A 22,385-nucleotide genomic window follows, 5' to 3' on the forward strand; every position below is an offset into this window, starting at 1 on the left:
ATTTCTGGTGATTGCCTTGAGGACTGCCCAAAAAACTACGGCTGACTAATTGGCTTACAGATAGCTAGATTTCTTCATAGTAAAGAATGTACGGAATGATCTGGCCTGATTCGTCCCGTAACGGTCCGCCAGAGTCGACTATTCCCTAAAAGCAAAACCTCTGAACTCAATCACTATTGTAGTGAACAACAGGCCATCTCTATATTCGATGTTTATCATAATTTCCTCTGAAGCCAAATAAGGGTTTAATTCCGATTTCGATTTGTTCTTTTCCCGTATGGTAGACAAGAACATCGTCCTTAGAACGAACCAGTTCTCTTGTTGCGGATAGTTCATCTTCGAAAGCTTGGATGACGGCCACGTCTTCGACGAATCGTGTTTGATTTTCAATATGGGATTTCAGGATTTGCATTTTCACGAACCGGTCGGGATACAATTGTCTGACTTCCTGCCATTTCAAGGTGAACACCTCCGAACATTTAATAAATTCATCGTAACACTCGGATATAGGAGAAGCTATATCCGCTTCGGAAGCGTTATACTAATTCTTCAAATCGCGAGGGGCATGGCATGAGAGTCGCTTAAATATGACTGAAAACCACTATTGAAAAGGGCAACTCTTTAGATTTCTGGCGAGGATTACTCTCTTTGATATGTTTTCATTTCCATAATTTATAAGCCCGGTTAAAATGTTCTTAATAGAGTCGTTCCTGTGTGTGAGGGGAGGGGGATCGGTTGTTGAATATATGGCTGGTGATCCTCCCCTTGTCCATCATTCTATTTTTGTTTCTTTTATTGTCTGCCTGGAAGCTGAAGATCAAACCTGAAGAAAAAGTTCTGCTTCTTTTATTTGAACTATCCACTGCGGTTCTTATCCCTGGGATTCTATATATGCATTTCAGAGATACATATGGTCCCTTCGATCTGAAGCAGGGAATGGATCAGTTTGGGACGGCGATACTGAGTTGCGTTTTTAATATAGTCGTTTATTGCTTCTACAACTTGTTAGTCTTGTACATAAAGAAATGGATTCCACGGTTGATCCTACTGGGAATCTTGGTGGCCGGTATAACCGTATCGTACTTGATTGCATCCTTTGCGGTTGGGTGGACTCCTGATAGGAGTAATGAGAGGGAATTTAGGATGAATGAGAGCTGGATGTTCTATGAAAATAGGAATTAAGGGAGACTTATTACAATGAAACCGGATTTCAGCATTCAAGGGAAAGTCGCGATCGTGACTGGAGCGAGCAAAGGGATCGGCTACGGGCTGGCGAAGGCGTTGGCGGCGGCAGGCGCAAAAGTGGCGGTAGCGGCACGGAGCAGGTTGTCGTTGGACACGTTGGTGGAGGAGATTACTGCGGAGGGTGGAGAAGCAAGGGCGTACGAACTGGATGTTCGAGACGTGTCTTGTATTCGCACAGTGTTTGAAAAGGTTGCGCAGGATTTCGGCAGGCTCGATATCGTCGTCAACAATGCCGGACTGGGTGAAGGAAGGGCCGCGCTGGACGTGACGGAGGAGTATTGGGACGATATGCTCGACGTCAACCTCAAAGGCGTCTTTTTCTGCTGTCAGGCAGCGGGAAGAATTATGTTGAAGCAAGGCTATGGCAAAATCATCAATGTCAGCTCGCAGGTCAGCGTGGTCGGCATCCCCGACGGGGTCGCCTACTGTGCCTCCAAGGGGGGAGTAAACCAGCTGACGAAGGTGCTGGCGCTGGAGTGGTCGGGCAAGGGAGTATGCGTGAATGCGGTCGGCCCGACGTTCATCTATACGCCGGGCACCGCAGAGCGGCTCGATGCGCCGGAATTCCGCGAGCAGGTGCTGGCCCGCATACCGGCGGGCCGGATCGGCACAATCTCCGACGTCGCCGGGGCCGTCGTCTATCTGGCTTCCCCGGCGTCGGATCTCGTAACGGGCACGCTGCTTCTGGTCGACGGAGGCTGGACGGCTCAGTAGCCCGCGACAAGCAGGGCCGGTTAAACCTTGAACCGGCTAACGGCTTCGTCCAGCTCCGCCGACAGCGCGCGAAGCTGCTCGGAGGCATTAGCCACTTCTTCGATCGACGCGAGCTGCTCCTCCGAAGCGGCTGCGACTTGCTGCGTATGGGCCGAAGATGATTGAGCGATTCGTTCGAGCTCGTCCAGAGAAGCGGCGATCTCTTCGCTGCCGGCCGACATCTGCTCGGAGGCGGCGGATACTTCCTGCACTTGCTCGGACACTTCCTTGAACGAGGACAGGATGAGACGGAACGTGTCTCCCGTTGTATTGGCAAGCTGCGTGCCCTCGCGGGCTTCTTCGGCGGAGGTTTGCAAGGAAGCGGCGACCTCTTCCGAGCGCGAGCCTATCGTATGCAGGATCTCGGCGATCTCCTGGGACGATTCCCGGGAGCGCTCGGCCAGCTTGCGGATCTCCAGAGCGACGACGCTGAACCCTTTGCCATGCTCTCCCGCGCGGGCAGCCTCGATGGAGGCGTTCAGCGCAAGCAGGTTCGTCTGATTGGCCACCTCGGCAATATGCGAGAGAATGTCTCCGATCTTGCCGCTGAACTCATTCAGTTCGCGCATCGAATCCGCCGCGGTGAAGACGTGGGATTCGATCGTCTGCATCTGGCGCACCGTTCGTTCGACGACCAAGGCTCCTTCCGAGGCTTGGTTGGACGCTTGGGCCGCAAGGTCGGAGACGACGGACGAGGACTCGGCAATCCGCTGGATGCCGACAGCCATCTCCGTCATCGCGCGCTGACACTCCTGGGAGCTGCCGAGCTGCGTCTCCGTGCCCGAGGCGACGTTCTGAATGGCCGAGGTGATCTCGTTGGTCGCCTGGGCCGTTTGCTGTGCCGTCATCTTCAAGTCTCCGGAAGAGGCGGACACTTCGCGGGAGTTGCGCTGCACGCGAAGCGCCAGCTCACGCAGATTGCCGATCATCGCGTTGAAGGAGGCGGAGGCTTGCCCGATCTCGTTGCCTGTCGTAACCGGCACGGCGACGGTCAGATTGCCTTGCGCCGCTTCGTTGGCCGTCAAAGCGAGCACGCGCAGCGGACGAACGACTTGGCGCACGAGGTAGACGACCAGCGCGATCGCGGCCAGGGCGGCAATGACTCCCAACAGGATCGCTTCCCAGAGAATCGCCACCATCTGCTTTTGCACCTTGTCGTAATCGTAGTCGATCCCGAACATGGCGACCGGCTGTCCTTGTTCATTCAAGATCGGCGCCGCGTAGGTGATCCATACGCCGTATTCGTCTTCGTAGGTGGGGGTAAGATGCGCCTTTCCTTGAAGGGCGAGGTTGAAGGCGTCAAGCAATACGTCGGGAGGCACGAACTCCATGCCCGCGCCGCTTCCCGCCGCACTGAGAGACTCGCTGACCTGAAGGTTGCGCATAACGGTCTGATCGTTCTTCGTCTCGGCCACGGCGGAGATGTAGTAGGCGTTGGTCATCAGGTCGTCGTCGGTCATGGGGTCGAGCAGCCTTTTCAAGATGGACATCTCGTTCGCAGGCGGTTCTTCCCCGGCATTCAAAGCGTCGGCAGCGGCCGAGATCAGATTGGAATTGGCCTGGGCCTGCATGCGCAGCTTGTCCCCGATCAGTTGGAATTGCCGGTACGCGTCCCCTTTCTGGGCGTTGTACAGCACGGCGACCATCACTCCGATCACGATCAGGAACAGCACGGACAATACGACGGAGCTGGTGAACAGCAGGCTTTTGCGTTTGAGCCATTTAATCAAGAAGAAACACCTCGCGAATCGGTTAAGTTAGCTCACATTATAAGGGTGAAGTGTTAGTGAAATTCACGACTAATCGTTTGAATTGTGTGAGGGTGCCGGCACGCAAAAAAAAGGCCTTGCCCGACAAGCCCGAGAAGCTTGTCAGGGACAAGGCCCTTTCCGATTCATCCCGCCGCGAAGCGAATGGCTCGGCTGATGAGACCCGGCAGCAGGGAGACGTGATTGTCGTCCTCGAACGAACGGTACTCGACCCGCAACCCCGGCCGTTTCAGGGCGGTCAGCCGTTCGCTAAGCTCTCTGGCGTGATCGACCATCCTGCTCTTGTGGTTTTCCTCCAGCGATCCGACGGCGATCAGCAGCCTGAGCTCATCATCCGCTTCGCCTCGGGAGGCGAAAGCCGCTTCTTCCGCGAAAATGGAGCTCTTGTTCCAGTGGATCGACGGGCTTCCCGCTATATAAGTACGGAAGGCTCCCGGGGAGGCGAACAACGCATACAGCGTGAACAGTCCCCCGAGCGAATGCCCGAATAACGTCTGTCTGGAAGCGTCCACGGCGTAGCTCCGCGCGATTTCCGGTTTCAGGCAGCGTTCCAGAAAGCTAAGAAATTGCCGAGCTCCTCCCTGGGGCGGCCATTGTTCGCCTCGCGGATGGGAGGGCAGCACCGCCGGATCGCTGTCCAGAGTGAAATCGTAGTGCCGGTCGGGTGGAAACGGCTCCTCCGAAGGATAGCCGATCCCTACGACGAGGGAGGGGACCACTCCGGTTTTGTCGGCACGGCGCCCCTGGACGTTCACGGCTTCGGCCGCCGTGCCGAAGACGGCGTTGGCGTCGAGCACGTAAAGGACGGGATAACCCGAAGGCGGAGGAGGCTGCGTCGGCCTGGCGATCCGAATCCGGTACGTCCGATTGCCATCCTCCGATCGCATAAGTTTCTCTTCGATATGCATAGCTTACATTCTTCCTTTCCGGCGATACAGCAAATAGACGAAGCTCGGCACGCCGAGAATGGCGACGATGATGCCGGCGGGCAGTTCGACCGGACTGAAGAGCGTCTTGCCGATGAAGTCCGCGGTCAGCACCAGCAGAGCGCCGACGATGGCGCAGATCGGCAAAATACGCTGATGGGCGCTGCCGACCAGCCGCTTGGCGATATGGGGTGCAATCAGTCCGATGAAGCCGATGCCGCCGGCCACGGATACGCAAGCGCTGACGATTCCGATGCCGCTCAGCAGCAGAATCGCTTTCTGCCTCTCCAGCCGGACGCCGACGCTGCGAACGCTGTCGTCGTCCAGTTGAAGCAGATTCAGCGTGTGCGATCTGGCGTAGATGAGGGGCATCAGCACTGCGAACCAGGGCAGAATGGACACGATATACTTCCAGTTGGCGTTGTAGATGCTTCCGGACGTCCATACGGCGACCATCTCGAAGTCCTGGGAGTTCATGCGCAGCGTCAGGAACAGCGAGATTGCGCTAAGACCGGAAGCGATCGCAAGACCGGTCAGCAGCAGACGCTGAGGCTCCAGGCGGCCGTGCTTCCAGGCGAACAAGTAGATCAGCAGCGCCGCGAGCAGTCCGCCGAACAGGCCGAACAGCGGCATGGCCATGACGGACAGCCAAGTGACTTCGCGGATTTGGCCCTGGTAGAAGTACAGAAAAATGACGATCGCGACGCCCGCCCCGGCGTTAATGCCGAGCATTCCCGGGTCGGCCAGACCGTTGCGGGTCACGCCCTGGATCACCGCTCCCGCGACGCCAAGCCCCATGCCGACCAACACCGCGATGACGATGCGAGGCAGACGAAACTCGAATATGACGAGATCATGGTCGCGATTCTGATCGATGCGCAGCAAGGTGCGGACGATGTCCTTGACGGTGATGTCGAATTCTCCGTTCGTCAGACTGACGTACACCATCGTCGCGATCAGTCCCATGCCGACGAGAAGCAGGATGGCGAAGGCTCCTTTAATTTTTGCGAGCACGCATTCCGCCTCCCTTCGTTCGGATCAGGTAGAGGAAGAAGGGCACGCCGAAGATGGCTGTAACGACTCCGATCGGCATCTCGAACGGGTAGTTCAGGAAGCGGCTGCCAACGTCGCACAATACGAGGAACAGTCCTCCGAACGCCGCGGACAGCGGTACGATCCAGCGGTAGTCGACGACGCGGGCGAGCATGCGGACGATATGCGGCACCAGCAGGCCGACAAATCCGATTCTTCCCGCGAGCGCGACGGCAATCCCCGTCAGCAGTACAACGCTGAGCATCGCCGTCAGCTTAACCGCGGTCGTCTTCACGCCCAGTCCGGCGGATACGTCCTCGCCCAGGGAGAGCATCGTAACCGACTTGGCGACGAGCATGGCGAGCAGCAGGCCGAAGACGGCGAACGGAATCGCCAGCTTGATCATATCCGGTTCCAATTGGTGCAGGCGGGCGTTGTACCAGAAGCTGACGTTCTGGGACACTTGAAAATACATTCCGACCGCGGCCGCTACGCTGCTCAAGAAGGTGCCGATGACCGTGCCCAGAATGGCCAAAGAGACCGGCGAGAGCCGGGTGAACACGGATGCGGCCAATCCGAAGACGACGGCTACGCTGAATGCCGAGCCCATCAGCGAATAGAAAATCATCGTGAGCATCGGGGCGTTGGGAACGACGACCATGCAGACGGTGATGGCGAACATCGAGCCGTCGGTCACGCCCAATATAGAAGGGGATGCAAGGTAGTTCCTTGTCATCCCCTGCATAAGCGCTCCGGATACGGCCAGGAAAGCTCCGATCAAGAGCGACCCGGCCGCCCTGGGCAGCCGGGAGTGTCTGACGATCTGATGATCTACATTGTCCGGATCGAAATGCAGCAAGGCGTCGCGAATCGTATCCAGCGGAATGGCCTTAGATCCGTACACGACGGACAGCGTCAGCGCGATCAGGATGGCGATCGGAGACAATGCGAGCAGCAGAACCGGCAGAGTGGCTTTGAATTTCATGCTTATCTTCTCACTTGCCTTTATAGAGCTTGGTTTGCTTCAAAGCTTGAAGGAAAGAAATTTTGCTGTAAGCCGTTCCGCCTTGCGCGAGCGGATCGACGATGTTGACGTAGACGTGGCCGTTTTTGACCGCTTTAAGGCTCTTCCAGATCGGATTTTTTTGCAGCTCTTCGAGCGCCTTAGGCTGATCCGCGTTCTCTTCCGGAGAGAACTGGACGAACAGGTAGTCCGGGTTGATCTCGGCGAACTTCTCCAGGGAGATGTTTTGCTGAGCTTTAGCTGCGGCAACTTCCTTCGGCACGGATGCACCCAAGTCTCTGTACAGGGAAGGGTTGAAGAAAACGTCCTTCGGATAGATGAACAGATTTCCCGCGCGGATGCGGATCGCCATAACCGTCTTGTCTTCGAGCTTCGGAGCGAGCGTCTTTTTGACCAATGCCAATTCTCTTTGGTACTGCAGAACGGCTTGCGTAGCCGCGTTCTTGTTGCCGATCAGATCGCCGAGCAGCTTCAAGTTGTTAACCCAGTCGGTCGAGATGTGCGAGACGGGAATCGTCACGGCGATTTTGCTCAGCTTCTCGTTCGTTTCGGCCGGGAATTTCGTGCTGGTGAGGATAACGTCCGGCTTCAGCTTCAGGATCGTTTCCAGGTTAGGCTGCGTTTTCTCGCCGATGCCTTGAACGCCTTTCGTAATCCGGGAGAACAGGGCCGGGAATGTGCCGCCGGTCGTCGGCGCGCCAAGAGGTTTGAAGTTCAGGACCAGCGCGTCTTCCATCGCTTCCAATGCGCCTACGATGACGATTTTGTCGGTTTTGACCGGTACGGTATAGACTTGGCCCTTATACGTAATCTCCCTCTTTGAATTCGCCGCCGGCGCCGCGCCAGCGACGGACGTAAGACCGAATACAAGCGCGCAGGCCATAACCAGCGCGGTTAATTTCTTAAACATAACTTCAACACTCTCCATTTCTATGATCGGTAATGATAATCATTCTCAGTAAAGGATTATATACGGAAAACAAGCCGATGAACATGGATAATCTCCGGATTTAATCTGGACGATCTCCGCATAGGCGCCGCGCCAGATCATCCGTCATCCGGCTTGCGGCATGGGCGGAGTACTCTCGCCACGGATCGGAGGGAAGTTCGTATACTTTGTTCCTGCGAACCGCCTTCAGATCCTGCCACAGGGAGGAGGCCTGACGGATTCGCCATTCGGCGAGCGTCTCGGGTTCTTGGCAGATGTTCAGCAGAATGCGGTCGGCATCCAGTTCCGCGATTTTGTCCGCTGCGATCGGCGTGTTGTACCGGGCTTCCTCGAAGGGGCCGAGAAGATTCAACCGCAGCTCTTGCCGTACGACCTCCGTCATTCCGCGAGTGGGGCAGTAGAAGAATTGGCCTTTGAAGAAGCTGATCGGGAGAATCGACTCGTCGCGAAGCTCGCGGCGAACGCTCTCCCGGATGAGCTTGAGTCTGCGTTCGAATTGCTCCAGCCAAGTCTCCGCGTCACCGTCGGCGTTCACGAAGCGGGCGATCATCCGCAATTGCTGGCGCCAGTCGACCTCCTTGGACGGGATAACGAGCAGAGGGCCGATCGCTTCGAGCCGCTCCCTTTCTCCCTGATGCAAGTAATCGAGTGTGATGATCGCGTCGGGACGGGTATCCGTCAATGCGGCGATATTGGCTTCCCAATCTTCGTTAAAACGATAGGCGCTGAGATGGAGCGGGATGTCCGTCCGGTAGACATTGTAGTAATGCGGCGTCCACTTCGGATGAAGAGGAGCGGCGTAAGGCATCAGGTTAAGCGCCAGCAAATGGCCGGCAACAGGCGACATGTAGGCCGCGACTTTGCTCCGGCGGTTTTTCGCGTAAGCGGACGGTGTCAACCCGGTCGCCTGCTTGAACTTGCGGCTGAAGTAGAATTCGTCGTTGTAGCCGACTTGGTGGGCGATGTCGCTCAGCTTCATATCCGATTGCGCGATTAATCGCTTGGCATGATTCAAACGCGCTTCGGTCACGTAATCGATGGTGCTGACACCGTACGTCTTCTTGAACAGCTCGGCGTAATATTTCGGGCTGAGCTCGGCGATTCGCGCCAGCTGCTCAAGCGTCAGATTTTCGTGATAATGGCTGTCGATATAGGCTTTGGTTCGTTCCAGCGCCGCTCGGGAATTGGCCGCGGACGTCCGCGGAATCGGCTTCAGAATCCAATAGAGCCATTCCTGCAGGACGGCTTGCGCGCGAAGACGCTCCAATGGACCGCCTTCCACCCAATGCTGGTGCAGCGACTCGCTGCTTGTCCCGGCTTCTGCGTGCGGAGGAGGCGGCAGCTTGCCGCTTGCGGGAAGGCTCGCCTCGGAACCGTCCTCCCGCTTGACGCGGAACCGGATCAAATAGAGGGAGAATGGTTCGCCTTCTTCCGGATGGACGGCAACCGTCTGTCCGGGGGATACGAGATAGGAGATGTCGGCGTCCACCCTGCACTCTTGCAGGTCGATCGTCAGGCGTCCTTTGCCTTGCTTGATGACCAGAATCGCATGAGAATCGACAAGTTGCGGCTCGATTCGTCCGCGGGGAATCCATTCCACGCCAATCAGCTTGACCCAGAGGGAGTCAAGCTCGTGGAGGGGCTGCAAATCGTGCGAGAGAAGGTCTGGCACCGTCATCGTCCTTTCGGGCAACATGTTATTGAGAATTATTATCAATAACGTAGCATGAAGGCGATTAAGGGTCAAGGTTCTGCGAGAATAAGGGTGCGGGAGGCCGTTATGGAGCCGGAATTTGGAGGTTCTGCGGAAATAACGGTGGGGTAGGCCGTTAAGGGGCGGGAAGGCTCGCAAATGGCGATGGCCCGAACCGAGCCCGCGCCGAGGAACGCGGTACCAGGTTCGGGCCAAGCCCGTTTTAGTCTTTTTTCTTTTCCATTGCCGCTTTCAGCAAGTCGCCGAGGCTTGTGCCGAGGGGCTCCTGCTGCTTGGAGAATTGACTGACGAGCCGCTGCTGCTCGCGCTTGTTCATATGCGTGCTGTCTTTGTTCAATGTCTCCGTCAAGCCGCATGGCAGACACTGCACGTATTTGCCCGCTTTGCCTTCCTTCAGCACCATTTTCTTATGGCATTGAGGACAGCGCCGGTTCGAGAGCTGCTGCTCGCCGGAGCGCCGATAGCCGCAGTCTTCGTTGGGGCAAGTAAGCAGCGTGCCGCGCTTCGTCTTCTTCTCCAGCATTCGCGTGCCGCAGTCCGGACAGTGGCTGGCCGAGACGTTGTGCGGTACATAAGTGGCCTCGCTGTTCTTGACGCCGGAGACGAGCTCGCGGGCCATGTCGCGAATGCTCTTCAGGAACGGATCGGCTTTGCCCTGTCCGCGGGCGATTCTCTCAAGATCGGCTTCCCAGCGCGCCGTCAGCTCCGGCGTGCGCAGGTCCGAAGGCGCCAGCTCGATGAGCTGTTTGCCTTTGCCCGTCGGATGAAGCAGGTTGCCCTGCCGATCAATCGTATCGGAGCTGACCAGCTTCTCGATAATGTCCGCGCGGGTGGCCGGCGTTCCCAGGCCGTGCTTCTCCATCTGCGTCAACAGGGCGGCTTCGGTGTAGCGCTTCGGCGGTGACGTTCTGCCGGTCTGGATGCGGCATTGCTTGATCTCGACCGTCTCGCCTTGGCGCAGCTCCGGCAGCAGCGCATCCTTATCGTCCGCGGAGTCGTCGCCTTCCTCCTCGTCCAGCGATTGCCCGTCGTAGACGGCTCGCCACCCGGCATCCTTAATCGTCGTCCCCTTGGCTGACAAAGTTTCCCCGGCCGCCTCGACCGTTACCGCCACCTGATCGAAGCGGGCCGGACCGTAGAACAAGCTGATGAACCGCCGCACGATCAGATCGTACAGCTTCCGCTCTTCGTTGCTGAGCGCATTCAGCATCACGACCTGCTCCGTCGGGATAATGGCGTGGTGGTCGGTCACCTTGCTATCATCGACAACGCGCTTGCTCAGCGGCAGCTGGCCGCGCAGCAGCGGACGCGCCAGCGGAGCGTACGGACCGATGGCAACGCTGGACAGGCGCTCCTTCAGCGTGTCCGCCATATCCGAAGTCAGGTAGCGCGAATCCGTTCGCGGGTAAGTTACCAGCTTGTGCTGCTCGTACAGCCGCTGCAGCACGTTGGAAGTCATCTTCGCGGAGAATCCGAGCAGGCGGTTCGCGTCCCGCTGCAGCTCCGTCAAGTCGTAAGCCAGCGGGTGCGGCACCGATTTCTCGCTTTTCTTCAGCGAGGAGATACGGCCGCTTTTTCCGGTGAGTTTATTTTGCAGTTCCTTGGCCTTCTCGGCATCGAAAATTCGGGAGTCGCCATTCGAGCCGCGCCATAACGCCTCGAAGTTGCCGAGATTGATGCGTATTTGACTGTATTCTTCCGAACGGAAGGACAGAATCTCCGTCTCCCGCTGCATGATCATGCCCAAAGTCGGAGTCTGCACGCGGCCTGCAGAGAGCGGCGAACCGAACTTGCATGTCAAAGCGCGCGTGACGTTCAGTCCGATCATCCAATCCGCCTCCGCCCGGCAGCGAGCGGACTGGTACAGCCGTTCGTACTGGCTGCCCGGCTTCAGGGAGGCGAAGCCTTCCTTGATCGCCTTGTCGGTCTGGGAGGAAATCCACAGCCGCTGGAACGGCTTTTTCCATTTGACCATGTCGATGATCCAACGGGCCAGCAGTTCGCCTTCGCGCGCCGCATCCGTTGCCACGATCAGCTCCCCGATGTCCGGCCTGCGCATGAGCTGCTGCACCGCCTTGAACTGATGGCTGCTTTCGCGCAGTACCTTCAGCTTCATGCTCTCGGGCAAGATCGGCAGATCCTCCAGCGCCCAGCTCCCGAGCTTGGAGTCGTAATCCTCGGGCTCCGCCAAGCCCACGAGATGCCCCAGCGCCCAAGTAACGACGTATTTCGGCCCTTCGATATAGCTCTTATTCTTATTATGGCTGCCCATCACCCGTGCGATTTCGCGCGCGACCGACGGCTTTTCCGCTAATACCAATGTTTTCATAAGTTTGTCGGACACCCCTTTCTCCGTTCATTATACTACCCGGGGCGCGAAATTGCAGGAAGGCGCGGGTGTAGAATGTAACGTTTCGTTCTATCTGAAGCGGCAATCATGGCTATCGCTTATCTATTCGAGGAGTGTGTTTCCTGTGGCATCGCTATTAAAATATAATTGGACAAAAGGGGGGCGATAATAAATGAAGCTTCCAACTCTGTTGGAGCAAGTCGTCGAGTGGGAGAAAAGTGTCGCGGGACGGCTTCCGGACTGGGCGGCGCCCTCGGGTCTGATCTTGGGCGTAACGGAAGACGGAGACGGGGGATACGAGTGCACTCCGGAGCGTTCGATCACGTTCGCGCGCACTGGGGGCGACGGCATCCATTTCGCCTGGATTGCGGATCGGAGAGGAGTCTCCGACGATCTGTGCGAGGCGCCGGTCATCTGCGTATCTCCGATGGATTTCGATAATCCGGTCCGGGCCGTGGCGCGGAACATTCGGGATTTTTTCTCTCTGGTGTTCTATGGCCACGATCTGCTGCTGAATAACGACTTCGGCAGTCGGGAGCATTACGGGAAGGCATTGCGGGAGCAGGAGCAATACGCTGCGGAGTCCCCGTATCTCCAGACATGGGGAGAGGAGGCGCGCAAGCTTGCGCTGGAGGCCAGAGCCCAATTCGGACTGGCTCCGATCGACGATCCTTACGGCTATATTCGACAGGTTCGTTCCGAAATCTCAGATCTCGGCTGATCGTTTTTAATTCGCCTTTCCCCTTTGCTCAGTAGGAATAGCAAACGGGTCGGACATTAGCGCAATGGCCAGCTTTGCTCCGTCACGCATCCCCTGCAAATATAACTTTTCATTCTCCAGGGCTCGACAGTAATGATGCTTGTCTTCCCACTCCATAAACTCGGGACATTGCGTTGTATCCACCCTGGCAAACAGTGCTTCAAAAGCGTTTTTCTCCTCTGCCCGGTGCTTATTCAGGTCCGGGTGGAATTGAATTCGCGCGGATACATCGTCCAGTCGTTCCTGAATCGCGTTTTGGAACCATGATGGAAACTCCATGATTGCATTCCTCCAGGCAACCAAGTATTATCACACAATCCTAATCTCAGAAACTCGTATAGTCATATTACTGATAGAATTGCACCTTAAGTTATAAATCATTATACCAATGACTACTATTTGTATCAATTAATATATTTTGATGTTTTTAATGCTATTTTATGGACTGCCAATAGGCTCTACACTCAAAATGAGGTGTAGGCCATGTCTGAAATATTAACGAATGTCGGAAAACGAATCCGTGAAATTAGAAAGGCGCAGGGGTTATCTCAAAGCGCTCTGGCCGAAAAATGCGGATTTACTTTTTCATATATTGGCGGTGTGGAGAGGGCTGAGAAAAACATCTCACTGCTTAATTTAGAAAAAATAGCCGAAGGCTTGGGTGTAGGTGTACATCAATTTTTTACGTACTCGTACCAATATGAGCAACTTCCCGCCAGTGAAAAAGTAATCCGAGAAATCGTCTCCATGCTCGTCCGACACGACGAACAAACGATTGAAATGGCCAAAAATATATTGTCTGAAGTCCTAAAGCATTCCCGCAAGTAAGCCATGTCGACAAAATCGGCATGGCTTACGTTTTTTTGTTCAATTGACCAATTTGCATAACGAATAAACGAAACGCCGCCCGATGGAGAGGCTTTGGCATGGCGAACGCAGCGCGATGTTCTAAGAAATCGATTATCGTCTCCGGAATTGTGCTCAAACGGAGGACGATGTTCTAAGAAATCGATTATCGTCTCCGGAATTGTGCTCAAGCGGAGGGCGATGTTCTAAGAAATCGATTATCGTCTGCCAAATGGCGCTCAAATCCCCTCACCCAACGTTCTCGCAGACCGCAAGACGCCGAGCCTAATAGGGCACCTTTAAAAAACAAACATCAACTCTTAAGTAAGTTTATTGTTCGTCCACGCGCTTCAGCGGATAATGAGGCTATCACAACATCAAGGGGGATGTACGATGAAATTCCTGAACAGAAAGATGCTTCTCTCCGCTATGGCAGGGGTGCTTGCAGTCAGCTTGGCCGCTTGCGGATCTTCCGGCAACAACAAAAACGACACGAGCTCTCCGGCAGCCAGCCCGAACGCCTCCGAATCGCCTAAGGCGAGCCAGTCCGGCGGCAGCAACGAGAAAGTCACCATTACGTTCCAGAATATTTACCCGGACCCGACCGATCCGAAGTACAACATGCTGCGCAAGATCGTCGCGCAGTACGAAGCGGATCACCCTAACGTCAAGATCGAGCTGGATTCGCTCAACACCGACCAGCAGAAGCTGAAGCTGAAGACGCAAGCCGCTTCCAAGGAAGTTCCGGACATCACGATTGTGAACCCGGCCGCTCAGATGAAGCCTTTCGTAGACGCAGATTTGTTCGCTCCGCTGAACGAAATGGTCGAGAAGAACGGACTGAAGGGCACTTTCCAAGAAGGCATCCTGGATTACTATTCGTTCGACGGCAACCTGTACGCTCTGCCGGACGGCAACAACATCGCGCTGATCTACTACAACAAGAAAATGTTCGAAGAAGCCGGCGCGAAAGTTCCGACGACGTTCGAAGAGCTGGTCGACACCGTCAAACAGCTGAAATCCAAAGGCATGACTCCGATCGCGATCGGCGAGAAGGATTCCTGGACGGGTTCGTTCCTGTTCATGAACGTGCTGCTTCGCACGAACGGCGGCCCTGGCTTCCTGCAAGACGTACTGGACGGCAAGAAAACGTTCGAAGATCCGGCATTCGTAGAAGCCGTTGACGCGTTCCAAAACCTCGTTCAAGCCGGCGCGTTCCAAGAAGGCGCGACTTCCTTCGACTACAATGCGGGCGAGAACCTGTTCAAAACGGGCAAAGCGGCTATGTACTTCATGGGCAGCTGGGCGACCGGCGGCATCGAGACTTCCACGGTAGGCGAGAATGGCGAAGTCGGCGTGTTCAAGTTCCCGACGGTCGGCGGCAAAGGCAACCCGGACGAATTCATGCTGGCGCCGGGAAGCGCGTTCGCGGTCTCCAAGAACAGCAAGCATCTCGAAGAGACGCTCGACTTCCTGAACTATTTCATGCTGAACTATCCGAAAGAAGCGTTCGCGGTGAAAGGCGCCGTAGGCGTCGCGCAAAACATCGACGAAGACTTCAAGGCGGCAGGATACTCCGACATGGCGATGGAAGTTCTGGGCATGTTCAAAGACGTTAAAGGCGGCGACCTGGCATTCGACAACACGATGAATCCGGGAACGGCTCAAGTCCACCTATCCAGCATCCAAAACCTGTTCGTAGCGAAGAAGGACTCGGCCGAAGTCGGCAAAGAGCATCAAAAAGGCTACGAAGAGAACAAGGAATAAACGTCCAGATAAGAATGGCGAATGGATGCTTGATGAATCGTCAAGAATGGAGGGGCGCGCCCAGCGCCCCCCCTTTCGTCATCGATGAGAGAGCTTGAAGGGGGCGGGAGCCTTGAAAGTGTTGAAAGTATCGGGATGGACGATCGCGGCGTTCGTGCTGCCTTGCTTGTTCCTGTACGTATGTCTGGTGTTCGCTCCGATCATTGTGTCCGTCTATAACGGGATGCTCGATTGGAACGGCATCGGCCAATCGAAGTTCGTCGGTCTGGCCAACTTCGAAAAAATGTTCACCAACGATTCCTTGTTCTGGCCTGCGGTAGGCAGAACGTTCCTGCTCGCGGGATTTTCCATGCTTATTCAATTGCCGGTCGCCTTGTTCGTGGCGATTCTGATCAGCCGTTTCGTGCGCCGCACGGGGTTTCTCGTTTCAAGTTATTTTCTCCCCGTTATTTTGTCCGTAGCCGTCATCGGCCAACTCTGGAAGACGATTTACAACCCGGCTCCCATGGGGGGCATGATCAACCAAATTCTCATCAATCTCGGTTTGGATTCCTGGACGCATTCCTGGCTGACCGAGCCGAAAATCGCGATCTACGCCATCATCGTCGTTGCGTTGTGGCAGTATCTGGGGTATCACATCCTCATTCAATTCACCGGAATTCAGAACATTCCGGCCGATATTTACGAGGCGGCCAAAATCGACGGCGCTTCCGGCTTCAAAGCCGACCGCTACATTACGCTGCCCTTGATCGTCCCGATTTTCAAAATTTCCGTTGTGCTCTCGTTCATCGGCTCGCTTCAATCGTTCGACCTGATCATGGTCATGACGGGCGGCGGCCCCGCTAACGCGACCAACGTTCTTGCCAGCTATATGTACAACATGAGCTTCCTGTCCATGAAGTACGGGTACGGAAGCGCGATCGCTTCGTTCCTGGTCGTCGTCTGCCTGGCGGCTACCGTAGTCATCAACCTGCTGTTCAACCGGCTGGACAAACGATTCTCGTAAAAGGAGGCGCTCCGCATGAGCCAATCTGTCACCCTGAAAAAGGAAGCGCCCGTCGTCAAGGTCCGCAACAAACGCCGGGTATCCGTTGGCAAAATCGCCGTATTCGCCTTCTTCGGAGTTCTGCTCGTCACGCAGCTGTATCCGCTGATCTGGCTGCTTATTTACTCGCTCAAGACGAACGAGGAGATCCTGTCGGGCAGTTTCTTCTCGCTCCCGGCGGTATGGCAGTGGAGCAACTATTCCGCCGCTATCGAAAGCGGGAACTACTGGAAGTACCTGTATAACAGCGGCTTCGTTACGATCGTCACCATGGTGAGCATCATTTTGCTGGCCTCTCTGACGGCGTTCGCGATTACCCGTTTCCGCTGGAAGTACGGCCAGGTCGTCATGCTTATCTTCCTGCTCGGGATGATGATTCCGATGCAAGCGACGCTGCTGCCGCTTATGCTCATTTTCAAGAACATCGACATTTTGAACACGCACTTGTCGCTCATTTTGCCTTATATCGCTTTCCAGACGCCGATTGCCGTATTCATTCTGAGCGGCTTCATGAGAACGATCCCGACAGAGATCGAGGAATCGGCGATCGTGGACGGGGCGGGAGTATTCCGGATTTTCGGCTCCATCGTGCTGCCGGTCTCCATTCCTCCGGTCATGACCGTCTGTATCCTGGCTTTCATCAACATCTGGAACGAATACATCATGGCGGCTACGTTCATCTCGTCCGAGAAGCTCAAGACGCTTCCGTTCGGCGTGTACAGCTTCGTCAGCCAGTATTCGGTCAACTATGGCGCGATCGGAGCGTTCCTCGTACTCGGCGCATTGCCTGTCGTGCTCATTTATTTCCTGCTCGCGGAGAAAATAACGAAGGGGATGGTAGCCGGCGCCGTAAAGGGGTAACATGGTGGAATGATAAACTTCCGATCCATTCACGGGCGTCTGTTTCTTATTTTTCTCTTCAGCATGCTCGGCCTGCTGCTGATCGTCAGCTTTGTCTACTACCAGAGGGCGACCGACCAGCTTCGCGACAAGATGAGCGTCGTGGCCGAGAAGAACATTTCGCAGACAGTCGGCTTGTTCGACTTGATGCTGAAGGGCTACGACAGCGTCACGAAGTCGCTCAACTCCAATAACGAGCTAATGAGGCTGCTCCGCAATCCGTCCTCCGACCAGACGGTCGAGGGCGTGAATTTGGAGCGCAGAATTACCGATATTCTCGGGGCCATATTTTACTCCCGCAACGATATCGTCGGCATTCATATCGTGACGAACCGCGGCAAAGTGTTCAGCTTCGACCGTTCGGTCGGAGCGACCGTGAGGGACCACTCCGAGCAGGAGTGGTATACCCGTCTGCAGCGATCCACGGGAGAAATGATCTGGCTGGGCGTCTATCCCCATTCGCTCCTGAGCGGGGGCATCGAGCGTCCCGTATTTGCGTTCGGGCGTCAGCTATTCGAGCTTAGCGCGCTCAAGTCGATCGGGATCGTCCTGATCGAGACCGACGCGGACGCGATCGCCGGGGCGCTCAGGAACGCCAGTCTCGGTCCCGGCAGCAACGTCGTCATTCAAGCCGCTGACGGCACGGAGATTATTCGGACGAATCCCGTGCAGAGCGATATGGACCGGATTCCGCTGGGGTGGCCGGGCCCGCTTAAGCCCGGGGAAGTGCTGTTTACCGACCGGGAGGACGCCATGATTACGGCGGCCGGCATCGCCATGGCGGATTGGACGGTTATCGGGATTACGCCCAAGCGGGATTTGCAGTTGGAACTGCAGGAGACGCAGCGTTTTCTGCTGTCCGTCGTCATCGTGCTCGTATTGGCCGCCACCGTGCTTGCGACGTTCGTGTCGCGGTCCTTCTCCTCACCGTTCAAGAGGCTGATTCAGCAGATGAAGCAGGTGGAGATCGGCAATTTCAAAGGGCAGGTGCACGTGCAATCGTATCAGGAGCTGAACGTGCTCGTAAGCTCCTTTAACCGAATGGTTTACCAGATGGACGACCTGATCGAACGGATCAAGCTGGCCTCCATCAGTGAGAAAAACGCGCAGCTTCAAGCGCTGCAATCTCAGGTGAATCCTCACTTTTTATTCAATACTCTGGACATGATCTATTGGATGCTGGACGAGCGCGAGAATGACCGTCTCGGCAAAGTGATTTTGTCCTTGTCGCAAATTTTCCGTTACGGCAGCGAATGGGAGGAAGCCTCGCGCGCTCCGCTTCGCCGCGAGCTGGAGCAGCTTCGCCACTATCTGACCATTATCCAAACCCGGCTCGGAGGCCGGGTGCACACCGAATTCGCGGTCGAGGAACGATGGCTCGACATCGAGGTTCCGAAGATGTTTCTCCAGCCGATCGTCGAGAACGCCGTCAAGTACGGTCTGGAACCGCTCGACCGTCCGGGATTGCTGCGCATTTCTTCGAACGAGCGCGACGGCAAGCTGGAAATTGTCGTGGAGGATAACGGTGTCGGGATGGACGAAGAGACGGTTGCTCGCCTGTCGCGTTCCCTGGACGGGGACCGTTCATCGAAAGAGGAATTCGAAGACGACGTGCAGGTTGGCTCCGGCAGACGGGGAATCGGCTTGCAGAACGTGCATCTTCGCATTCGCCTCATGTTCGGGGAGAGCTGCGGCGTTGGAATCCGAAGCCGCTTGAACGAGGGGACGACGGTCGTCGTAACGATCCCCATTCCGCCCGAGAGGGGGTAATTTCTTGAATATTCTCGTCGTGGACGACGAAAGCGTCATTCGCAGCGGTATCGAACGAACGATCCGCAACCAGTTTCCCGAGCACGCCGTCTACTTGGCCGCAAGCCCGGAAGGCGCCGTCGATCTGCTGAAGAACGAATCGATCGATCTCGTGCTCACCGACGTTCTGATGCCCGGGATGACCGGGCTCGAATTGATGGAAATTTCCCGCAAGAGCCATGCGCACGTAAAATGGGTCGTCATATCGGCCTATTCCGAGTTCGCTTACGCCCAGGACGCCGTACGGTTGGGAGCCAAGGATTATTTGCTCAAGCCGATCGGCAAGGATAGCCTGATCCAACTGATCCGCAAGCTGGGGGACGAGATCGCCCAAGAGAACGCCCGCTCCAAGGAAACATACCTGCTGAAGACCAACCTGCGCTTGCTGAGAGAGGCCGTGTTCGCCCGCTGGGCGTCGGGGCTGGATCTCGGCGGCATAGACTTGAAGCCTTTCACGGAAAATCACCCGAGCTTCCATCTGATCATGGTTCGCATGGAGAGCGAACGGGATATGAAGCTGGAACACTTTATCGTGGAGAACGTGCTGACCGAGCTGATCGAATCTGCGGGAACCGGCTTCGTCGCCAGCGTCGATGCCAAAAGCCTGCTCGGCCTTGTGACGCTGCGGGAGGAGAGCACTCCGCAACGGCTTGTCGATCAGTTGAGAAGCCATCTTAAGCGGTATCTCAAAGCGCCGTTCCAGGTGCTGCACACCGAGCGGCTCTCCGACTTCAATCAGGTGCCGGCCGAAGTGCAGCGGATGAGGAAAGCCGCGGCCAGCCAGGTGTACGACCACTATGCCAGCGGCGGGGACCAGTCGGTCGAAGTCGCGCTTCAGTACATTCAGGGCCATTACCATACCGACCTCTCCCTGGAGAAGGTAGCTTCGATCGTCTATTTGAACCCGATCTATTTCAGCCAGCTGTTCAAACAGAAGACCGGCCACGGGTTCAAGGAATACATCACTCAACTGCGTCTGGAACGGGCGATGGAGCTGCTGCGGGAGTCCGAGCTGAAGATCGCGGACATTTCCGAACGCGTCGGTTACCCGGACATGCGCCATTTCTCGCAAGTGTTCCGCAAGAAGACCGGCCTCACCCCGTCCGAGTATCGGCAATCCGCAAGCACAGGCGTGAGCCTCGACATCGGCGCGGAGCCGGGAATGGGAGCAAGCTTGGGCACTGGCGCAGACGCTGGCGTCGGTGACGACAGCGTTATCCCCGTCGAGCAGGAATGAGCAAAGAGCTAAGCCCGCCAGACGGGCTTAGCTCTTGTCGCATCCCGCAGGCGCGTCTGATAAGCCCGTCGCACGGGTCTATCACGCCCAGCGCCCCTTGGACGGGCCCAATAAGCCCGCCCAGCGTGCGTATCTCCCCTAGCGTCCCGTGAATCGGCTCAATAAGCCCGCCCAGCGTGCGTATCTCCCCCATCGCCCCGTGAATCGGCTCAATAAGCCCGCCCAGCGTGCGTATCACGCCCAGCGTCCCGTGAATCGGCGCAATAAGCCCGCCCAGCGTGCGTATCTCCCCCATCGCCCCGCAGATCGACTCAATAAGCCCGCCCAGCGTGCGTATCTCCCCTAGCGTCCCTTGGACCGGCGCAATAAGCCCGCGCCACGGGCATATCACACCCATCGTCCCCCGAACGCGCCGAATAAGCCCGCCCCACGAGCTAAGCTCACGGAGCGGGCTTGATCCGTTTTAACGCCTCCTACAAAGCGCCCGAATCCTGGACGATCCGCAGCGCTTCGTCGTAATCGTCCTCGTCCACGACCGCCGTGAGCAGAATGTCCCGGCCGTTCACCCGGTTGTCCGCGCCTCCCGAGCTGTATCCGCTCGCGCTTACGCTTGCGGCGGCCAGAATGCCGGCATCGGGAATGAAATTTCCCCCAAGCGTCAAATAACCCAGGCCAGGAAAATCCGCGGAAAGCGGATTTTCGATCTTATCCAGATGCTGCGCGCCTTCCCCCGGATACCCGTCAAAACGGTCGATCGAATGCTCGATCAGACGGAGCGACTTGAGCTTTTCCACCGCTTGCTGCGCTTCCCAGGGCGTTTTGAAATAAGCCATCAACGTTCTTTCGGACACTTGCCATCCTCCGTTTTCGCTAAGGTTAATTTTCCCTGTAGTATGGGGCGAACGGGCGCGGAACTATTCGGTTTCATCAACATCGATTCGACCCTCAAGCGGAATCAGGTACAATAAAAGCAGTAACCTAAACACACACCGGGGGCGATCGACATGGAGACAAAAGGACAAACGAACGGCGGATATTACGCGGTGATTTTCACGAGCCGGCGTACGGAGGGAGACAACGGCTATGGCAAAATGGCTGACGAGATGGAGCGGCTCGCGTCCGCCCAACCCGGCTTCATCGGTGCGGACAGCGTTCGGGACGCTTCGGGGGCCGGCATTACAATCTCCTATTGGGAGAGCCTGGAGGCCATCGCCGATTGGAAGGGCAACGCGGCGCATCGGGTGGCGCAGGAACGCGGGAAGGCGGAGTGGTACGAGGGCTATGAGGTGAAAATTTGCAAAGTGGAGCGCGAGTACTCGTCCGGCGGATAAGCGTCGGGAGGGTCATCCTCAGTGAAGCATCATCAGATCCACGACATCAATCCCGCGCAGGGCCGAATTCTATTCGCTCTCTGGCAGAACGACGACATTCCGATCCAGGAGCTGGCCAAGCGCACGTCGCTCGGCAAATCCACCTTGACCCGCATGCTGGACAAGCTGGAGCAGACCGGTCATCTGCAGCGCGTGTACCCGAACGACGACCGGCGCAAAGTGCTGATCCGGCTCACGGAACAGAACAAACGGATGAAGCTCAAGTACGAAGAGGTGTCCGAAGAGATGACGCAGGTGTACTACGAAGGGTTCGAGGAGCATGAGATCGAGGCGTATCTGGACAGAATTTTCCGCAATCTGGCCAAGCGGGAGAACGAGTGAGGAGGAGTCGGCGCGAATGAATCCGGCAAGCTTACGCCAAGCGGGAGCCGAAGCGGCGAAGAGGTTGGTCGAAGAAGGGCTTAAGCCGCTCGGAGAGAAGGAAGCCGTCGAGAAGTCGCTGGCGCTGCTCGCCCGCTCGGAGGTCGTCATGGTCGGGTCCAACGACGGCAGCGGTTACCCGAATATGAAGGCGATGTTCAAGATCGAGTCCGAAGGGCTGTCCACGATCTGGTTCAGCACGAATACGTCGTCCCGGCGCGTCGCCCAGTTCAAGAAAGATCCGAAGGCTTCCGTCTACGTGTTCGATCCGGCTTCTTTCTCGGGATTGCTGCTGGTAGGCGAGATGGAGATTATGCAGGATCGCGCAACCAAAAGGCGGTTCTGGCAGGAGGGCTGGGAAGCCTACTATCCGCTGGGGGTGACGGACGAGGATTACTGCGTGCCGAGGTTTACGGCGAAGCGGGGCAATTTCTATCAAGGGTTGCAAAATAGCGATTTCGAGCTTTAGGGCGTGTAAGCAAACCCGCTCAGGGGCATCTATCACCGC

General features: G+C 56.4%; 21 protein-coding genes. 11 read left to right on the forward strand and 10 right to left on the reverse strand.

Annotated features, from left to right (window positions below; translation table 11 throughout):
- Positions 1-199: 199 nt before the first annotated feature.
- Positions 200-460, reverse strand: a complete 261-nt coding sequence (locus B0G52_RS12460; protein ID WP_094044662.1) for a hypothetical protein — start codon at positions 458-460, stop codon at positions 200-202.
- 737 nt (positions 461-1,197) lie between these two features.
- Between B0G52_RS12460 and B0G52_RS12470 the strand changes: the two genes are divergently transcribed.
- Positions 1,198-1,959: an SDR family NAD(P)-dependent oxidoreductase gene (locus tag B0G52_RS12470; protein WP_094044666.1), complete on the forward strand. Its 762-nt coding sequence runs from the start codon at positions 1,198-1,200 to the stop codon at positions 1,957-1,959.
- Positions 1,960-1,979: 20 nt separating this feature from the next.
- Here the strand turns inward: B0G52_RS12470 and B0G52_RS12475 are convergent, their stop codons facing one another.
- From B0G52_RS12475 to B0G52_RS12505, 7 genes are all read right to left on the reverse strand, one after another.
- The gene (locus B0G52_RS12475; protein WP_094044668.1) at positions 1,980-3,728 is read right to left on the reverse strand and encodes a methyl-accepting chemotaxis protein; all 1,749 of its coding nucleotides are present in this window, start codon (positions 3,726-3,728) and stop codon (positions 1,980-1,982) included.
- 164 nt (positions 3,729-3,892) lie between these two features.
- The gene (locus B0G52_RS12480) at positions 3,893-4,654 is read right to left on the reverse strand and encodes an alpha/beta hydrolase (protein WP_233162628.1); all 762 of its coding nucleotides are present in this window, start codon (positions 4,652-4,654) and stop codon (positions 3,893-3,895) included.
- Between the two features lie 24 nt (positions 4,655-4,678).
- Positions 4,679-5,707, reverse strand: a complete 1,029-nt coding sequence (locus B0G52_RS12485) for a FecCD family ABC transporter permease (protein ID WP_369827050.1) — start codon at positions 5,705-5,707, stop codon at positions 4,679-4,681.
- Positions 5,691-6,710: a FecCD family ABC transporter permease gene (locus B0G52_RS12490; RefSeq protein WP_094044672.1), complete on the reverse strand. Its 1,020-nt coding sequence runs from the start codon at positions 6,708-6,710 to the stop codon at positions 5,691-5,693. Before B0G52_RS12490 ends, B0G52_RS12485 begins: the two co-directional genes overlap by 17 nt.
- 10 nt (positions 6,711-6,720) lie before the next feature.
- Positions 6,721-7,659: an ABC transporter substrate-binding protein gene (locus tag B0G52_RS12495; RefSeq protein WP_094044674.1), complete on the reverse strand. Its 939-nt coding sequence runs from the start codon at positions 7,657-7,659 to the stop codon at positions 6,721-6,723.
- 100 nt (positions 7,660-7,759) lie between these two features.
- Positions 7,760-9,370, reverse strand: a complete 1,611-nt coding sequence (locus B0G52_RS12500) for an AraC family transcriptional regulator (protein ID WP_233162630.1) — start codon at positions 9,368-9,370, stop codon at positions 7,760-7,762.
- Positions 9,371-9,614: 244 nt separating this feature from the next.
- Positions 9,615-11,741 (reverse strand): DNA topoisomerase 3, encoded by a 2,127-nt coding sequence (locus B0G52_RS12505; RefSeq protein WP_094045081.1) that lies wholly within the window; start codon positions 11,739-11,741, stop codon positions 9,615-9,617.
- 193 nt (positions 11,742-11,934) lie between these two features.
- On the opposite strand from B0G52_RS12505, the gene B0G52_RS12510 reads away from it, so the two are divergent.
- On the forward strand, positions 11,935-12,483 hold the full coding sequence (locus B0G52_RS12510; protein ID WP_094044678.1) for a hypothetical protein: 549 nt from the start codon (positions 11,935-11,937) through the stop codon (positions 12,481-12,483).
- 6 nt (positions 12,484-12,489) lie between these two features.
- Here the strand turns inward: B0G52_RS12510 and B0G52_RS12515 are convergent, their stop codons facing one another.
- Complete coding sequence (locus B0G52_RS12515) at positions 12,490-12,801, reverse strand: hypothetical protein (RefSeq protein WP_094044680.1); 312 nt, start codon at positions 12,799-12,801, stop codon at positions 12,490-12,492.
- 204 nt (positions 12,802-13,005) lie between these two features.
- Here B0G52_RS12515 and B0G52_RS12520 point away from each other — a divergent pair, with 204 nt between their 5' ends.
- The 6 genes from B0G52_RS12520 to B0G52_RS12545 all read left to right on the forward strand — a co-directional run bounded on the left by B0G52_RS12520 (position 13,006) and on the right by B0G52_RS12545 (position 20,126).
- Entirely contained in the window at positions 13,006-13,350 is a 345-nt protein-coding gene (locus B0G52_RS12520; RefSeq protein ID WP_094044682.1) for a helix-turn-helix domain-containing protein, read from the forward strand.
- A gap of 411 nt (positions 13,351-13,761) precedes the next feature.
- Positions 13,762-15,135, forward strand: a complete 1,374-nt coding sequence (locus tag B0G52_RS12525; protein WP_094044684.1) for an extracellular solute-binding protein — start codon at positions 13,762-13,764, stop codon at positions 15,133-15,135.
- A gap of 112 nt (positions 15,136-15,247) precedes the next feature.
- On the forward strand, positions 15,248-16,141 hold the full coding sequence (locus B0G52_RS12530) for a carbohydrate ABC transporter permease (RefSeq protein WP_094044687.1): 894 nt from the start codon (positions 15,248-15,250) through the stop codon (positions 16,139-16,141).
- Positions 16,142-16,156: 15 nt separating this feature from the next.
- Positions 16,157-17,041, forward strand: coding sequence for a carbohydrate ABC transporter permease (locus B0G52_RS12535; RefSeq protein ID WP_094044689.1), 885 nt, complete (start codon positions 16,157-16,159; stop codon positions 17,039-17,041).
- 9 nt (positions 17,042-17,050) lie between these two features.
- Positions 17,051-18,850, forward strand: a complete 1,800-nt coding sequence (locus tag B0G52_RS12540; protein ID WP_094044691.1) for a sensor histidine kinase — start codon at positions 17,051-17,053, stop codon at positions 18,848-18,850.
- A 4-nt stretch (positions 18,851-18,854) separates the two neighbouring features.
- Positions 18,855-20,126 carry a response regulator gene (locus tag B0G52_RS12545; RefSeq protein WP_094044693.1) on the forward strand — a complete coding sequence of 424 codons (1,272 nt, stop codon included), beginning with the start codon at positions 18,855-18,857 and terminating at the stop codon, positions 20,124-20,126.
- A 473-nt stretch (positions 20,127-20,599) separates the two neighbouring features.
- Here the strand turns inward: B0G52_RS12545 and B0G52_RS12555 are convergent, their stop codons facing one another.
- Positions 20,600-20,977: a hypothetical protein gene (locus tag B0G52_RS12555; RefSeq protein ID WP_094044697.1), complete on the reverse strand. Its 378-nt coding sequence runs from the start codon at positions 20,975-20,977 to the stop codon at positions 20,600-20,602.
- A 153-nt stretch (positions 20,978-21,130) separates the two neighbouring features.
- Between B0G52_RS12555 and B0G52_RS12560 the strand changes: the two genes are divergently transcribed.
- The 3 genes from B0G52_RS12560 to B0G52_RS12570 are packed head-to-tail and all read left to right on the forward strand — an operon-like array spanning position 21,131 to position 22,346.
- Positions 21,131-21,457, forward strand: coding sequence for an antibiotic biosynthesis monooxygenase family protein (locus tag B0G52_RS12560; RefSeq protein ID WP_094044699.1), 327 nt, complete (start codon positions 21,131-21,133; stop codon positions 21,455-21,457).
- A 21-nt stretch (positions 21,458-21,478) separates the two neighbouring features.
- Entirely contained in the window at positions 21,479-21,838 is a 360-nt protein-coding gene (locus tag B0G52_RS12565) for a MarR family winged helix-turn-helix transcriptional regulator (RefSeq protein ID WP_094044701.1), read from the forward strand.
- Between the two features lie 16 nt (positions 21,839-21,854).
- Complete coding sequence (locus B0G52_RS12570) at positions 21,855-22,346, forward strand: pyridoxamine 5'-phosphate oxidase family protein (RefSeq protein WP_094044703.1); 492 nt, start codon at positions 21,855-21,857, stop codon at positions 22,344-22,346.
- The last annotated feature ends 39 nt before the right edge of the window (positions 22,347-22,385 follow it).

This window comes from Cohnella sp. SGD-V74 (genome assembly GCF_003001675.1).
Lineage (GTDB): Bacteria > Bacillota > Bacilli > Paenibacillales > Paenibacillaceae > Cohnella.